General features: G+C 64.9%; 13 protein-coding genes. 5 read left to right on the top strand and 8 right to left on the bottom strand.

Translation table 11 applies throughout. The features are described from left to right. Positions 1–42: 42 nt before the first annotated feature. From AB0L58_RS03840 to AB0L58_RS03805, 8 genes are all read right to left on the bottom strand, one after another. Positions 43–1,167 carry an aminoglycoside phosphotransferase family protein gene (locus AB0L58_RS03840; protein ID WP_364380575.1) on the bottom strand — a complete coding sequence of 375 codons (1,125 nt, stop codon included), beginning with the start codon at positions 1,165–1,167 and terminating at the stop codon, positions 43–45. Positions 1,168–1,204: 37 nt separating this feature from the next. Beyond that, the gene (locus AB0L58_RS03835) at positions 1,205–1,639 is read right to left on the bottom strand and encodes a hypothetical protein (RefSeq protein WP_364380572.1); all 435 of its coding nucleotides are present in this window, start codon (positions 1,637–1,639) and stop codon (positions 1,205–1,207) included. A 27-nt stretch (positions 1,640–1,666) separates the two neighbouring features. Further along, on the bottom strand, positions 1,667–2,404 hold the full coding sequence (locus tag AB0L58_RS03830; RefSeq protein ID WP_364380569.1) for a hypothetical protein: 738 nt from the start codon (positions 2,402–2,404) through the stop codon (positions 1,667–1,669). A 149-nt stretch (positions 2,405–2,553) separates the two neighbouring features. Then, positions 2,554–3,351: a CbbQ/NirQ/NorQ/GpvN family protein gene (locus tag AB0L58_RS03825; protein WP_364380566.1), complete on the bottom strand. Its 798-nt coding sequence runs from the start codon at positions 3,349–3,351 to the stop codon at positions 2,554–2,556. A 22-nt stretch (positions 3,352–3,373) separates the two neighbouring features. Continuing rightward, positions 3,374–4,900 carry a MorD protein gene (locus AB0L58_RS03820; RefSeq protein WP_364380563.1) on the bottom strand — a complete coding sequence of 509 codons (1,527 nt, stop codon included), beginning with the start codon at positions 4,898–4,900 and terminating at the stop codon, positions 3,374–3,376. Between the two features lie 193 nt (positions 4,901–5,093). After that, positions 5,094–5,702, bottom strand: coding sequence for a TetR/AcrR family transcriptional regulator (locus AB0L58_RS03815; protein ID WP_364380560.1), 609 nt, complete (start codon positions 5,700–5,702; stop codon positions 5,094–5,096). Positions 5,703–5,862: 160 nt separating this feature from the next. Continuing rightward, a complete protein-coding gene (locus tag AB0L58_RS03810; protein ID WP_364380557.1) occupies positions 5,863–6,795 on the bottom strand; it encodes an alpha/beta hydrolase in 933 nt (310 codons plus the stop codon). 27 nt (positions 6,796–6,822) lie between these two features. Beyond that, the gene (locus AB0L58_RS03805) at positions 6,823–7,263 is read right to left on the bottom strand and encodes a hypothetical protein (protein WP_364380554.1); all 441 of its coding nucleotides are present in this window, start codon (positions 7,261–7,263) and stop codon (positions 6,823–6,825) included. Between the two features lie 209 nt (positions 7,264–7,472). Between AB0L58_RS03805 and AB0L58_RS03800 the strand changes: the two genes are divergently transcribed. The 5 genes from AB0L58_RS03800 (at position 7,473) to AB0L58_RS03780 (ending at position 15,368) form a co-directional block, all read left to right on the top strand. Then, positions 7,473–8,972, top strand: a complete 1,500-nt coding sequence (locus AB0L58_RS03800) for an aldehyde dehydrogenase family protein (protein WP_364380551.1) — start codon at positions 7,473–7,475, stop codon at positions 8,970–8,972. Positions 8,973–9,096: 124 nt separating this feature from the next. After that, positions 9,097–10,761 carry an acyl-CoA synthetase gene (locus AB0L58_RS03795; RefSeq protein ID WP_364380548.1) on the top strand — a complete coding sequence of 555 codons (1,665 nt, stop codon included), beginning with the start codon at positions 9,097–9,099 and terminating at the stop codon, positions 10,759–10,761. A 97-nt stretch (positions 10,762–10,858) separates the two neighbouring features. After that, the gene (locus AB0L58_RS03790; RefSeq protein ID WP_364380545.1) at positions 10,859–12,040 is read left to right on the top strand and encodes an acyl-CoA dehydrogenase family protein; all 1,182 of its coding nucleotides are present in this window, start codon (positions 10,859–10,861) and stop codon (positions 12,038–12,040) included. A 369-nt stretch (positions 12,041–12,409) separates the two neighbouring features. Further along, positions 12,410–13,831 (top strand): hypothetical protein, encoded by a 1,422-nt coding sequence (locus tag AB0L58_RS03785; RefSeq protein WP_364380542.1) that lies wholly within the window; start codon positions 12,410–12,412, stop codon positions 13,829–13,831. 76 nt (positions 13,832–13,907) lie between these two features. Then, positions 13,908–15,368 (top strand): acyl-CoA reductase, encoded by a 1,461-nt coding sequence (locus AB0L58_RS03780; protein WP_364380538.1) that lies wholly within the window; start codon positions 13,908–13,910, stop codon positions 15,366–15,368. Position 15,369: the final 1 nt, after the last annotated feature.

Genomic DNA, 15,369 nt, shown 5'->3' with positions numbered 1-15,369 from the left:
CTCGGACGGCCGCCCGAGCCTCGGCTCCCCCCCCCGGCCATTTCAGACTCGCTTGCCGTCGATGAGCGCGTTCAGCATCGCGAAGCTGTCATGTGCGGCGACACCGGCGACGGCCCGTTCGACGCCGACCCGCGACACTTCGAACGGCTGCATCCGCTCCCCGGCCTCGGCGGTGCAGACGGCCGCGAGGAACAGTTCGGTGATACCGGCGCGATACAGCGTCCACAGGCGTTCGAGGTCGACTCCGATCCCGGCGGCGGTGAGCCGGGCCGTGTACCGCTCGACGAGTTCTCGTTCGATCGTGCGGAGCAGGTCCGGCCCGACGGAGGCGTTCGCGAAGTAGGCGACATCGCGGATGCCGACCCCGGCCGTGGCGATCTGCCAGTCCAGGAAGCCGGGTCCGGCGTCGGTGAAGAAAAGGTTACCCAGGTGCGGGTCGCCATGGATCAGCGTCTGCGGCTGCGCGGCCCAGAAGGCATCGATATCCGCGCTGCGCTGATAGAAGATCCGGCAATGGCCCTTCATCGCCTCGGGTATGAGGTCTTTGGTATGCCCGGTGATGTCATGAAGGAACCGGCGGCGGATGAAATCACCGAGGCGGATGTCCGCTGTCGTGCGTGCGGTGAGCGGCCGGAGGTCGGTCGCGAACCGGTCACTACCCCAGAACGCGATGTGGAGATCGGCCATCGCGTCGATGACAGCGGCTGCCTGGGCTCGCGTGACCGTATCGACGACGGTGCGGAATTGCGCGGTTCCCGACAGATCCTCGAGCACGAGGACGCTGCGGCGTCGCAGCCGATCACATTGCGCGACATAGCATCTCGGCACACGGATCGGCGGATTCGCGCCCAGTGCGCGATAGGCGAGGATCTCGCGGGTCCCGAGGCGGAAGACATTCATCAGGACGTGCTGCAAATAGTTGCGCGGCGGCAATTTCACGAACAGGTGCTCGGGAATCTCGCCGCTGTCGGATTTCACGGCAATGCGAGCCCGCGCCGCCGTGCCGGAATGCGCGTCGAGCACACGCACCGAGGTGATCGCGTCCGGCCGCAGCCCGAGTGCCGTGCCGAGCCACTGTTCGGTCACCTCATGGATCCGCAGCGGAATCGCCGCCCAGCCGGGCACGGCTCGATCGAGTCCGGCCCGGACCGCTTCTCGCGCGGCCATGCCGAGGCCTAGCGAGGTATCGAGTGGTTGCAACGTCTTACCGATGGCCCGTTTGCTGTGCCTGCTCGCGGGCGATCCGCTCGTTGTGGATCCGGACGAGTTCGCGGTAACCGATATGCTTCCACTGCGGTTTCGGCTGCACCCCCCATTGATCCTGGGCGGTCGTCTGGCCTGCGGCTTCGGGTTTGCCGCCGAGGGGTGGCGCGTTGAGCGCACCCTGGTTGCATTCCAGTGTGTCGTCGGAGTAGCGGACCTTCATCATCTCGTCGCAGATTTCGGTGATCGACAAGGTGGGCCAGCCGTACCAGAGGGCGAGGGCGGGCACGGTCAGCGAACCTTCGACGACCAACGCGACCAGGCAGACGAGGATGCCGCGCTTGAGCCACTTGTGCATTCGCGCGAACGGTGCCGTGGTACCGAGCGGCAGATCTTGTTCCGGCGACGACTCGGCCGCGGGCGACTTATTGCTCATGATGTTCTCCTGGAACCGGATTCGAGGTCAGTCGGAGAAGATCTCGCGATTGACCGTGTGCAGGTAGGGGATCGCGAGGAATGGCGTGATGTAGAAGATGTCGTACAACCACCAACCGATCACCGGCAGCACAATGCCGTGGAAGCGCACATCGGCGTACATGGTCATATTGACGACGTAGCCGACCCAGATCACCACGCCGAACCAGCAGGTGACGATCAGCCACTGGTGGCCCCAGCGCTTCATCTGCAGGAAAGCGATCGCGGCGGCGACGCGCATCGGGAATACGGTGAATATCAGTGCGACTTCCCAGCCTTTTTCGCCGGGTGCGGCCGCACCGCCGATCCACATTTCGTTGTAGTGCCAGAAGTATCCGGCATCGACGAAATTGCCCCACGCGGTGAAGAACACGCGCGTGACGATGGTGTGGTTGGCGAATAGGTCCAGCACCCAGCCGATGCTATTGAGGAAGGCGTCGAGTATGACCAGATAGCCGATCAGGGTGACGATGATCGGCCGGACGGACAGACCGTCGCGTTGTGCCTTGCGCTGCAACCACACTCCGCGCAGGAAGAACGGCAATCCCACGAATCCGAAGATGAAGGTGCCCATCAGCGCGGTCCCGGCGGTGAGCCACCGGTCGGCCTGTCGCTGCGCGCGGCGACTTTCCTCGTGGTGCTCGTCGTAGGTTGCCGAGGTGGTCCCGTTCGCCCCCGACGCTGATTTTCCGGAGCCGCGGCGCAGGGTGAATGTCGGCATATTCATGATCGCCCTACCAATCCCTGGTCATATACATCTGCATCTGGATGAGGAACATCGCCAGCAGAAATCCGTATATGGCGATCTGGAAAACGATGAGCGCCCGGCGCCGCTGCCGATCTTGTTCATTCATCGAACGGTCCTCCTAGGTGTGACTACACGGCCGGGTCGTCGGCGGTGAGCAGGCTGGCCGCCGCGATCTCGCGTAGGCCTTCGTTGATGGCGCCGTCGCTGCTCAGCGGCGCGAGGACACATACTTCGGCCGCCTCGAGTTCGCTCGCGCCCGCGGCGATGAGCCGCGCCGCCGCCACCAGCACACGTGTCGACGGTGATTCGAAATGGAAGACCTCGTCGGCGTTGCGAATGGTGTTGGCGCAGTTGATGAGTCGCTGTGCGACGGAAAGATCGATGCCAGCCTCCGCGACCAGTACCTCGGCCTCGCGCTCAGGTAGGAGATAGCCCATGGCGATGGTGACGAACCGCTGTCGCAGAGAGGGCTTCAGCTCCTTGAGCGAGCTGCGGTAGGCCGGGTTGTAGGAACAGACGAGCATGAACGAGGCGGGCGCCGGCACCACCTCGTCGGCACGATCGAGGAACAGCGTGCGCCGGTGGTCGGTGAGCGAGTGCAGTATGGCCAGCGAATCGTGCCGGGCTTCGACGACCTCGTCCAGGTAGCAGATCGCACCGGATTTGACGGCTTTGGTCAGCGGGCCGTCGCGCCAGGTGACATCGCCACCGGATATCAGGAACCGGCCGACCAGATCGGAGCTGGTGAGATCGTCGTGGCAGCTGATGGTGACCACCGGGCGGCCGAGCAGGTGGCCCATGTGCTCGACGAATCGCGTCTTTCCGCACCCGGTCGGTCCGGTGAGCATGACCGGCATGTGCTGCTGGAAGGCCCGTTCGAACAGTTGCACCTCGGTGCCGCTCGCGTAGTACAGATCGGTTGTCATCGAAACTCCGGAGTCCGCATCATCATCGGGCGACCAGCTCACGGTGGATATGGGCGAGTACGCGGGGCAGTTCCTCCACCTGCCGGATACGGCGGGATCGGCGCGCTCCGAATACCTCGGGGAGGGGATCGACGCGGGTCGGTCCGACGGCGAGGTAGTAGATCGTGACCCCGGCGTCGTCGGCCTCCTCGATGGCGTGCGCGACGTCGGCCCACGCATAACGGCCCTCGTAGCCGTCGTCGGACATCAGGCCGTCGCCGATCACGATGATCAGGCGCCGTTCGGCAGGCTGGTCGAGCAGGCGGCGGGTCAGATGCCGCAGTGGTGCACCGAGGCGGGTGTAACCGGCGGTGATCAGGCCGAGGCTGCCCGGGTCCACGAAACGGGCATCGTCGAAATCTTTCAGACACCGCACCTCGACCCGATGGCGGGTATTACCGGTGAAGACGAACAACCCGTGGCGCTCGCGGGCCAGTGTCATCGCTCGGGAAAGGGCGTCGGCACAGGCCAATTCGAGCCGGAAGATACGGCCACCGTGCACGCCGAGGGAGGAACTGCCGTCCAGCAGTACCGCGGTGGTGACATCACGGGAACTGGGCAGCAGTTCGCGGAACACCCTCGGCTCGGCCGTGGCACCGGATATCGAGTCGGCGTAGTGGCCGACGTACCGGTCGATATCGAGGTCCGAACCGTCCTCCAGCCCGCTACGCATGGCGCGGTGCGTATGTTCTTCGAACCAGCGGCGGATCTCGGGGGAGACGGGTGCGGGCGGTCGCGGCCGGGTGGGGTGTTTGCGTTCCAGCACCGCGACGTGGTCGCGCAGAAAGCCTTTCGTCCAGAGGTTCCATTCCGGATAGGGCAGGCCCGCGCGTTGATCGGCGCGGACTTCGAGGCCTTCGTTCTCCGGTCGGCTCGGCGGTGGCAGGTTGGTGTTGCGGCTGCCGCCGTCACCGCCGACAGGTACCGACATGACGCGATAGGAGTCGCTGCGTGTCGATGTCCATGGCATCCGGGCATATGCCCGACGTGCCGCCACGGCCAGGCCACCACGTGCGGGTGCGGCGAGCGGGAGCTTGCCGAGCAGTGGATGACCGTCGATCTGCTGTCGTGATCGCGCCAAACCCAGTGCGCGGTCCAGTATTTCGTCGCCTTCGAGATCGTGGTCGGCGATCTCGAGGTGGGGCAGCTGCCGACGGAGTTCGGGCAGCAGGCCGGGTAGTCGGTCGGCGATCCAGCCCGCCGCCACACAACCCTCGACGATAGACAGCGCACCCAGTTCGCGGGGTGACAGCTCGTGTAACGGGTACCGTGCGATGCGGTCTTTCGACGGCGAACACTGCAGTGCCACACCGCATGTCAGCGTTGCCCTGGTCCAGTCCGCAGCCACGGGTGGATACGGGACCTGGACGACACTGCGGGTGGCGTTCAGACCGAAACTGCGGCGCTCGCCGGTCACCAGCCGCACGCCCTCCCGGCGACGTCCGGAGAATGCGACGGCCGTGACCGCGCAACTGCGCTCGATCGCCAGTCCCGGCGCCGTGGCGTTCATGACGAAGATCCACTGCCGCCGGGGTAGGACCTGCTCAGAAGGTGCCGATATTCTTCATGATCCAGTACCAGAACGCGATGATCAGCAGCACCGCGCCCCACGCGAGGGCGATGCGCACGAGGTCCAACAGCATGGCCGTATCTCCATATTCGTCGGTTGGAGGTGGTTCGATGGGTGGTCCGCGATGGTTGCGTCATCGGGGCTCCAGACTCCGCAGAACGGTGATCAGGTAGTTGTCGAGTGCGTTGGCGCGCAACGCCTTCGAGCCCGAGGTCGTGGTCAGCAGGGCGTAGAGCCCGAGTAGGAAGAACACCGCGCTGTGGTAGGGATCGACGGCGATTTCGGCCTCACCGTCGTCGCGGGCGCGCTGGATTTCCTCGACCACCAGGACGATCACGGGATGCTCCCGCCATTCGTCGTCCAGTGGCCGGGTCGGCGAGAAGTGAATCGCGAGCAGCTCTTTGAACAGCAGGCTGCCCAGACGGCGCTCCAGGCCGACTATCAGCTGAATCGTTTTCCGCAGCGCCGATTCGAGATCGTGCGGTGTGGTCAGAAATCGGGACAGCTCCTTGGCGATCCGGGCTTCCTCGCGTGCCTCCAGTTCCAGCAGTGCGTGCTCTTTGCTCGGGAAATGGAAATAGAAGGTGCCACGCGCCACGCCCGCAGCCTCGACGATCGTGCCGATATCGGCATCGGCCATGCCGACGTTCTTGAATTCGGCGATGGCCGCATCGAATACGCGCTGCCGGGTCTGTAGCCGCTGGGCTTCCCGGCCCTGGGGCTTGTCTCGAACGTCGCTCATGCGTCAACTTCTAACTCTGTCATTGACATGTGTCAATGAAGAACGATCCGCACGTTTCGGGCGTATGCCGAGATACGTTCTCCGGCTTATGATTTGCTCTGTCAAAAGCGAATCGGCGAAGTGCGGCTCAGAACATACTGACAGATGTCATTGAATCACGTCAATGGAATTGCTGGATCGGACGCGAGTGATCGCCGCCGTTGAGTGCGACTTCCAGCGCCGTCAGTCGCGCTTCCAGAAAGGCTCGTGAGACAGGTGCCCAGGTCTCGATCAGGTCGAAGCCGTGATAGGCGCCGGGCACCACATGCACCGTGCAGGGGACACCGGCCTGACGCAGGCGTTGGGCGTAGGCGATGTTCTCGTCGTGGAACAGGTCGTTGGTGCCGACGCCGATCCAGGCCGGACAGAGTCCGGACAGGATTTCATGTCGCGCCGGCGCAGCCAGTGGGGGCACCGCGTCGGCCGCGCCCAGATAGGCATGCCAGCCGAGGCGATTGCTCCGCGGGCTCCACATGCGCAGTCCGCGGCGGGCGATATCGGTGCGCGCGCTGGTCCGGTCGTCGAGCATCGGATACGACAGCACCTGCAATACGGGGCGGACCTCGGCACGGTCGCGGGCCAACAGCGCAAGGGCGGCGGTCAGGCCACCGCCCGCGCTCTCTCCGGCGAGTGCTATACGCTCCGGATCGATATCCGGCTGGTCGGCAAGCCAACGCAGCGCGGCATAGCAGTCATCGAGTGGTGTCGGGAACGGATGCTCGGGTGCCAACCGGTATTCGACCGATGCCGCGACGACCCCCAGCCGATCGGTGACTCGGCGGCAGAAGCCATCGCCCAGTGCGGCGTTGCCGAGGATGTAGCCGCCGCCGTGGACGAACAGCAGGGCGGGTGCCGGACGTCGAAGCTGCACCGGCCGGAACACCCGAACCGAGACGTGTTCGTCGACCGACTCGATCGTCCCGCCGGACGGTCGGGTACGGCCGGTGAGACTCGTCAGCCTGCGGACCGAGCCGAGCGTGCGCGGACTGACCGGCGCGCGTGGCAGAAACCGTGCGATGCGGAGTTCGGGGTGGAAGTCGGCATCCGAACCCATGGTGGTTTTGTCCTCTCGCGGCCGCTGTCAGGCGACCAGGCCGTCCGTCTCGAACGGAGCGAAGAACGAACTCATTCCGTGACCGGTCAGCGCATCGCCGAGCGCGACGAAATTGTACGACGGATCCGGATGCCCACCGACGCGGCCGAATTCGACCAGAACGTCGTGGTCGGCGAGCAGCGCATGATGGATCCGGATCAGATCGGCGTCGAGCGATCCGGTCAGTCGCGCCGCGTACGCGACCATCAGATACAGGCACAACTGCTCTGCGGGTGTATCCGGATGCGGGTCGAGTCCGCGCGCGAGCTTCGTTCGCAAAGCGTCGAAGGTCTGCTCGATGTAGTACAGGAAGACCGGCCGCGGGCTGTGCAGGATCTTCGTCCGCACTTGTTGTGCCAGCGCCTCGCCCGCGCCGAGCAGGGCCGCCACGGTGCGTGGTGTGAGACCGGGAACCTCGTTGTCGCTCATATTCTCTCCTGGCGCAACGGCCCCGGACCGTGTGTGGGCACTGGGGCTCTCTGTCGAGCGTGAGCGGGCTCCATCGCTCTCGGAGCTTTAACTGTAAAGCATTCAGTATCTTGCTCGCAAGTGCTCGACAGCGCAGTGTTCGCATTGTTACAGTTGGCATTACGGGATGGTCAACTATTTCGTAGGTTCCGACTGGAAAGACGTCACGCATGAGCACTGGAACCACCGAGCAGTCGATCGGAGACGCCACGTCGGACCGGCCTGCGGCGATCCTGGAACTCCAGCGGCAGGACTATCTGCGGGAAGGTCCGCCATCGGCCGCGGTGCGGCGGAATCGGATCGACCGGTTGCTCGCCATGGTCCTGGACAATCTCGATGCGTATGTCGACGCGCTGGCTCGTGATTTCGGTACCCGCTCCCGAACCGGGATTCTGTTCGCGGAGATCATGGGCATGTTCTCCACCATCGAGCACACCCGCTCGCATATCGGCAAATGGATGCGTCCGCGCAACCCCAAGCCAACCGCCCGCCTGTACGGGATTCGTGCCCAGGTGCAACCCACACCGCTCGGTGTGGTCGGCATTATCGGGCCCTGGAATTTCCCCCTCCAACTGGTTGTCGTGCCCGCCGCGGCCGCCTTCGCCGCCGGTAATCGGGTCATGATCAAGATGTCGGAGATCACCGCGCATACCGCGGAGCTGACCCGATCGCTGGCGCCGGAGTATTTCGACCCGTCCGAGCTGGCGGTGGTGACCGGCGGTCCCGATGTGGCCGCCGCCTTCGCTGAATTGCCGTTCGACCATCTGTTCTTCACCGGATCGACCCGCGTCGGCCGATTGGTGCAGCGGGCCGCCGCGGCGAATCTCGTTCCGGTGACCTTGGAACTGGGCGGGAAGAATCCGGTGGTGGTGGCGCCGAGTGCCGACATCACCCGGGCGGCCGCCAGGATCGCCCGCGCCCGGATGATCAACGGTGGGCAGGTCTGTGTGAGTCCCGACTATGTCTTCGTGCCCGAGGACCGCATAGACGCCTTCGCCGACGCGGTCGGCGCGAGTTTTCGGGACATGTTCCCGGCCATCGCGGCCGACGAGGACTACACCGCCTGTGTCGACCAGGCCAACTACGACAGGGTTCGCTCCCTCATCGACGAGGCACGTGCCCAAGGAGCGCGAGTCGAACAGGTCGTGCCCGCGGGCGAGGCGCTGCTCGATCCGAGTACGCGGAAGATCCCGCCGACCGTTGTCCGCGACATCACCGATGACATGCGGATCGCCACCGAGGAGATCTTCGGACCGGTTCTCGTCCTGCGGCCGTATTCCGAACTCGCCGATGTCATCGACCACCTGAATGGCGGACACTCACCGCTGGTCGCTTACTGGTATGGACCCGGCGGGCGGGACTTCCGCGCATTTGTCAGGAATACGCGCAGCGGCGGGGTCTCCCGTAACGACTTCGCGCTCAATATGTTTCCGGAGGACGCACCCTTCGGTGGGGTCGGGGCCAGCGGTATGGGGGCGTATCGCGGGAAGGCCGGGTTCGACACCTTCACCCATTACCGCACCGTGGTCGGCACCGACCTACCATTCGTCGTCACGGCGCTGGCCGCGCCGCCGTTCCCGTGGTTCATCCGCCGCATCATCGATATCGCGCTACGCGTGACGCACCGGCGCACGCGTCGCCGTCTGGGCGCTCGCGGCTCCGGACGATGAATCCCAGCGCCGCGCTCGAAACCTTCCCGATATCTGTTGTAACCATTACCGTATAGCTTACAGTTTCACCATCCGGCTGCGTCGCGCGCAGCACACGACCGAGGAGCCACTGTTGTCTCGTTCCGTGACCAGATCCGAACCGTCGACGTCGCAATTCACGCTCGCGGCGGCCGCCGATGCTGCCGCGGCCGCCATCCCGGATCGGGAACTGATCTGCCAGGGCGATCGGCGCCATACCTACACCCAGATCGCCGAGCGGTCCAAGCGTTTGGCGGCCTACCTGCACGCCCGGGGACTGGGCTGCCACACCGAGCGCTCGGCTCTCGCCGATCATGAGGTCGGGCAGGACCTGCTGGGGATCTATGCCCACAACGGACACGAGTACGTGGAGGCGATGATGGGCGCCTTCCGAGCGCGGGTCGCGCCGTTCAACGTCAACTACCGATATGTCGGGAACGAACTGCGACATCTGCTGGCGGATGCGGGTGCGACCGCGCTGATCTATCACGCCGCGTTCGCGCCACGGCTCGCCGAGGTGCTGCCCGAGTTGCCGAATCTGCGCGTAATGATCCAGATCGCCGACGAGTCGGGTAACGAATTGCTGGACGGCGCGGTCGATTACGAGACCGTCATCGCCTCGACCGCACCGGAACCACTGCTTGTGCAACCCTCTCCCGACGATCTCTACGTGCTCTACACCGGCGGCACCACCGGCATGCCCAAGGGTGTGCTGTGGCGTCAGCACGACATCTTCATGGCGGCCTGCGGCGGGCGGGATATGTTCAGCGGATCGCTCATCGAGTCCTACGACGAGGTCGCCACCCGGGCGGCCGCGAATCCCGGTGTCCGGATCATGCTCCTACCCCCGCTGATCCACGGTGCGGCGCAGTGGGCGGTGCTGACGTCGATGATGACCGGACAGACCGTCGTCCTGTCTTCGGTCGTGGACCATCTCGATGACGATGAGGTCGTGCGCACCATCGAGCGGGAGCGGGTTGCGATTCTGATCGTGGTGGGTGACGCGATGGCCCGCCCGCTCCTCGCCGCGATTCAATCGAGTTCGGCGGACGTATCGTCGCTGGTGGCATTGGCCAGCGGCGGCGCCGTGCTGAGCCCGACGCTCAAACAGCGGTGGATCGCCGCGATTCCCGGTCTGGTCGTGATGGACGCCGTCGGTTCCTCGGAGGGCGGTACCCAGCTCAATCACGTCTCGGCGTCCGGATCCGTATCGACCGGCACGTTCATCCCTGGCGCGGATACCTGTGTGGTGGCCGAAGACTTCGGTTCGGTGCTGGCGGCGGGCCACGACGGTATCGGATGGCTCGCGCAACGTCGCTTCACACCGCTCGGATACAAGGGGGACGCCGCCAAGACCGCAGCGACATTCCCGGTCATCGATGGTGCGCGGTACGTGCTGCCGGGCGATCGGGCACGCCTGCTGGAAGACGGATCCATCGAACTGCTGGGGCGCGATGCGGTCACGATCAACTCCGGCGGCGAGAAGATTTTCGTGGAGGAGGTCGAACTGGCGATCTCGTCGCATCCGGCTGTCGCCGACGTCGTTGTGGTGGGCCGCCCGAGCGAGCGATGGGGGCAGGAGGTCGTCGCGATCATCGCGCCGGCCGAGGGGGCCGAGCCGAGTGCCGAGGAACTGATTGCCCACGCCGCGGAATCCATTGCGCGGTACAAGCTTCCGAAGGCGGTCGTGTTCCGCCCGGAGATCGTGCGCAGCCCGGTGGGCAAGGCCGACTATCGCTGGGCTCGCGAACAAGCGGTCGCCACCGCCTGAGCGGTCAGGGCCCGGAGGAGGCAGCTTGCGTCACCACGCAGGGCCGCCGTCCAGGCGAGATCGGATACAGCTGATTCGTGACAGGAAGGGAACCGAAGTGGACTTCGCCAGGGTCGAGCCGACCGCCGAAGATCAGGAATTCCTCGGCCGGGCCCGGGATTTTCTCGTGGCCACAGTGACCGAGGATGTGCTGCGCCGCGCGCACGAGTCCGGCGACGGATTCGTCGAGGAGCTACATCTGGCGATGGGAGCACAGGGGTGGCTCGAGCGGGAGGCGAACAGTGCGGCGGACGGGGGACTGACACCGGTGCAGCGCCGGATCTGGGACCTCGAGCGGCGCCGGGCCGGGGTGCCGCTGGTGACCTGGGGCGCCACCATGATGATCCTGCGGGCGGTCCGCGAGTTCGGTTCGCCGGAGCTGCTCGAGGAGGTGCTGCCCGGGGTGTATAGCGGCGAGATCCGGTTCGCCATGGGCTACACCGAACCCGAGGGCGGATCCGATATCGCCGCCTGCGCGACGCGGGCGGTGCGCGCGGGCACGGACTGGATTGTCAACGGGCAGAAGATGTTCACCTCCGGTGCCCACAACTGCCGGTATGTGTTCCTGCTGACCGATACCGATCCGGACGGGCGCAGACATCGCAATCTGACCATGTTCCTGGTGCCGCTGAACTCGCCCGGCATCGATATCCAGGGCCTGCGGACCGTCGATGGTGAACGCACCAACATCACCTACTACCAGGATGTCCGGGTTCCGGATCGATACCGGCTCGGTGCGGTGAACGACGGCTGGCGAGTGCTCAATGGTCCGTTGTCCGCCGAGCACGGCGCCGGCGGCGCCGACCCGAACGGGCTGGCCGATATCGCGATCATGAGCGGTTTCGGCACCACGATGGCCGTGGCAGCCGACCGGGTGTCGGCGCTGGCCGCCGCGACTGGGCCGGACGGCCGTCGCCGTCTCGACGACGGATCGATCGCGTATCGGCTCGGCCGAGCGCAAGCCCGCATCGAGGCGGCACTCAGTGCGCCGAGCCTGTTCGGCCGCGTAGCCATCGCGCAAACCATGCGGGATATCGCCCCGGACCTCATGGATGTCCTCGGCGACGGGTCGGCGTTGCCGGGCGGTGACGGGGGAGCCGCGGCAGACGGCGCGGCCGAATATCTCTACCGGTGGGCGCCGCTGATCGGTATCTACGGCGGGACCCTGGATGTATTCCGCAATATGATCGCGCAATACATTCTCGGGCTGGGACGTCCGAACTATTCCGCGGCGAAGTAGTCTCGCGATCCACGCCGATCGGAGGGATGGCTAGGGCCGTCGACCGTCGGCTGTCTGATCACCTTGAATCGGACATAGCGAAATGCTATTTCTAAAGGGGCTTACCGTGTTATTTGCGGTAAGCCCCTTCCTGTTGTTGCGCCGGGTAGTCGTGCGCTCGGATTGCTGGTTATTTCTGCAGCTCAGATGGCATGAATCGGCTGAGAATAGTGATTTGTCCGTTGTCTCTTGCGCCTGCGGGACCGTGCTTGTACGGTTTAAGAAACCGCTGATGTTTTAAGGGTCTCGTGTGTGGTCGATGTGATCCAGCACATGGGACGAGGCCGAGATGGCGCCGAGCGCAGGCTCGACGAACTGGGAGCACATTTGATGAGTACGCACACGGTCGAGACCTTCATGGACCACCCATTCGAATACTTCGACAAGTCCGTGACGAAAATGCACAGCCTTCCCCGTGCGGAACTCGAGGAGTTGCAGCGCGAGGCGATGGTGCTGCGGTTCGCACAGCACCGCGAGCACATCGAGATGGTGCGGAAGCTGGCCGACCGGCTCGGAATCACTTCGGTCGACAAGTTCAACGACGTGGTGCCGCTGATGTTTTCGCACACCACCTACAAGTCCTATCCACCGGCATTGATCGACAACAAGCGCTTCGACCTGATGACCCGCTGGCTCGGCAAGATCACTACCCACGATCTGTCCGAGGTCGACGCCGCCGGCGCGCAGTCCATCGACGAGTGGCTCGAGTGCGTGGAGGCCGCCAGCGAACTGCAGGTGATCACTTCGTCGGGCACGACCGGAACACTCTCGATCATCCCCAAGGACGAGTTGACGACCGTCGAGGGCATGCAGATCTGGCGGGCGACGCTGTTCCAGCAGTTCGGGCAGGAGCCGACCGAGGACCAGCTCGAGCCCGTGGTCGACGTGATCTGGCCGAACTACAGCGGCGGCCGGGTCGGCCACACCCGCGTGGTGCCGTGGATCAAGCGCGAGTTCACCGGCGGTGACGAGAGTCGGTTCCACGCCCTCTACTCCGGCCATCTCGACACCGACATGATGTTCCTGGCGGCCAAGATGCGCGCCGCCGCCGCCAAGGGCGAGTTGGATCGCCTGCAGATCGATCCGGCGTTGGCCGCCCGCAAGGACGAGTTCATCGCCATGCAACAGCGCGCGCCACTCGAGGTGAGCGAGTTTCTGCAGCGATTGACCAATCAGCTGCGGGGCAAGCGGGTGTTCATGTCCAGCACCTACAAGCTCATGTATGACCTGGCCTCGGCCGGGCTCGCGGAGGGCATCCGCGGTGCGTTCGCGCCGAATTCGGCGATTCAGACCGGCGGCGGCAGGAAAGCGGGTGACGTCCTGCCCGACGGATTCATGGACGTCATCAGGGAGTTCTACGGCAACGACGTTCAGGAGGGATACGGGTTCTCCGAACACAACGGCATCCATGCGGCGTGCGCCGAGGGCCGTTATCACCTGCAGCCGTGGGTGATTCCGTACGTGCTCGACCCCGATACCAGCGAACCGTTGCCGCGCGCCGGCCGCCAGACCGGACGGTTCGCGGTCTACGACCTGGTCAACCAGAGCCATTGGGGCGGTGTGATCACCGGCGACGAGGTGACCGTCGACTGGTCGCTCGAATGCCCGTGTGGCCGAACCACCGTCGCCCTCGAACACCACATCATCCGCTTCAGCGAGAAACAGGGCGTCGACGACGACCGCATCTCGTGCGCGGCCAGCCACGAGGTCCACAACGAGGCCATCGATTTTCTCAAGGAGTTCCAGGCATGAGTGAGCTTGGTGAGCGAACAGAAAACACAGCCGCCCAAGCGGTCGTGCCGGAGGCGAGCATTGGCGAGGCGCAGGCATGAGCGCTTTCACTGTTCCGCTGTTCATTCGCGGTGAGGTGATCACCGACGATCTGGTTCCGTTCGGCACCCGCCTCGAGCACAGCTTCCAGGCGCCGGATCCGCACAAGTACGTCAACGCGCTGCCGCTGCGCAGTCCGGCGGATATGGCCGATCTGTACGCGTTGTCCTTCGAGGAGATCCTCGACCTGCTGGAGGAACTCGGGAAGCATCTCGATCTCGACAAGAACCCCCACCTCCAGGAGGCGTACGAGGCGTCCGTCCTGGCCAACCCGTTCCCGGAGTCGATCCTGCGCACCGGCTACATCGGACTGCAGGCGCTGTTCAGCCGGGAGTTCATGCGCGAGATCGCCGAAACCTCGGTCGGCATCGCGTATCTCGAAGGCTGGGTGCCACGCACTTCGCTCGATGGCCGCAGTCTTCGGGTCCGTGCCTTCGGTTCCCGTACGCTGCACATCGCCGCGGGCAATGGTGGACTCGTTTCGGCGGTCACCATCCTGCGTTCGGCGATCACCCGCAGTGACGTGATCATCAAGGCGCCATCCAACGATCCGCTCACGGCCATGGCCATCGCGCGCACACTGCGCGACATCGCCCCCGACCACCCGATCACCAAACATCTGTCCGTCGGGTACTGGAAGGGCGGCGACACCGCCTTCGAGGAGCAGCTCTACAAGCCGGAGCACATCGAGAAGATCGTCGCCTGGGGCGGTTTCGCCTCTGTCAAGCACGTGACGAAGTACATCCAGCCGGGACTGGAGCTGATTTCGCTCGATCCCAAGCGCAGCGCGACGATCATCGGATCGGAGGCGTTCGAGAGCGAGGACACCCTGCGCGAGGTGGCCGTGCGCGCGGCCTGCGACGTCGGCGCGGGCAACCAGGAGGGTTGCGTCAACGCGCGGGTCATCTACGTGCTCAGCGGCACCGATGAGCCGGGACTGGAACGGGCGAATCGACTCGGTGAACACATCTACGAATCGATGCTGCACCTGCCCGGGTCGCTATCCACCAAGCCGAAGGTCGTCAACCGCACGTTGCTCGAGCATGTCGAGGGGTCGCGGTTGAACGACGACTGGTACCGCGTCTACGGAGGCGAGGACGGCGAGGGCGCCATCGTCGTCTCCCAACTCGACGAACCGGTGCACTATTCGATGATGCTGTCCGGACGGGTGGCCAATATCGTCCCGGTCGACAGCATCGACAAGGTGACCGACGCTGTCAATGCCTATACCCAGACGATCGGAATCTATCCCGAATCGCTGAAAACCGAACTACGCGACCGGCTTCCGCTGTTCGGCGCCCAACGGCTCACCTCACTGGGGTATGCCGCCAGCGTCAACTTCACGATTCCGCAGGACGCGATGGAACCGGTGCGGCGGATGTGCAAATGGATCGTCGACGAGCAGTGCGATCCGGATCGCGTGTTCCCGCTGTGGCAAGCCCCGGATCTGGTGGGGTGAC

This window comes from Nocardia sp. NPDC052112 (assembly GCF_040680135.1).
In the GTDB taxonomy this organism is placed as follows: domain Bacteria; phylum Actinomycetota; class Actinomycetes; order Mycobacteriales; family Mycobacteriaceae; genus Nocardia.
The sequence above is the reverse complement of the archived record's forward strand: the minus strand, read 5'-3'. Positions and strand labels throughout refer to the sequence as shown.

Excerpts from the sequence above, each read along its gene's own strand:
- AB0L58_RS03825 (WP_364380566.1), bottom strand. The coding sequence starts at position 3,351 with ATGACAACCGATCTGTACTACGCGAGCGGCACCGAGGTGCAACTGTTC.
- AB0L58_RS03810 (WP_364380557.1), bottom strand. The coding sequence starts at position 6,795 with ATGGGTTCGGATGCCGACTTCCACCCCGAACTCCGCATCGCACGGTTT.
- AB0L58_RS03830 (WP_364380569.1), bottom strand. The coding sequence starts at position 2,404 with ATGAATATGCCGACATTCACCCTGCGCCGCGGCTCCGGAAAATCAGCG.
- AB0L58_RS03785 (WP_364380542.1), top strand. The coding sequence starts at position 12,410 with ATGAGTACGCACACGGTCGAGACCTTCATGGACCACCCATTCGAATAC.
- AB0L58_RS03815 (WP_364380560.1), bottom strand. The coding sequence starts at position 5,702 with ATGAGCGACGTTCGAGACAAGCCCCAGGGCCGGGAAGCCCAGCGGCTA.
- AB0L58_RS03780 (WP_364380538.1), top strand. The coding sequence starts at position 13,908 with ATGAGCGCTTTCACTGTTCCGCTGTTCATTCGCGGTGAGGTGATCACC.
- AB0L58_RS03820 (WP_364380563.1), bottom strand. The coding sequence starts at position 4,900 with ATGAACGCCACGGCGCCGGGACTGGCGATCGAGCGCAGTTGCGCGGTC.
- AB0L58_RS03800 (WP_364380551.1), top strand. The coding sequence starts at position 7,473 with ATGAGCACTGGAACCACCGAGCAGTCGATCGGAGACGCCACGTCGGAC.
- AB0L58_RS03805 (WP_364380554.1), bottom strand. The coding sequence starts at position 7,263 with ATGAGCGACAACGAGGTTCCCGGTCTCACACCACGCACCGTGGCGGCC.
- AB0L58_RS03840 (WP_364380575.1), bottom strand. The coding sequence starts at position 1,167 with ATGGCCGCGCGAGAAGCGGTCCGGGCCGGACTCGATCGAGCCGTGCCC.
- AB0L58_RS03835 (WP_364380572.1), bottom strand. The coding sequence starts at position 1,639 with ATGAGCAATAAGTCGCCCGCGGCCGAGTCGTCGCCGGAACAAGATCTG.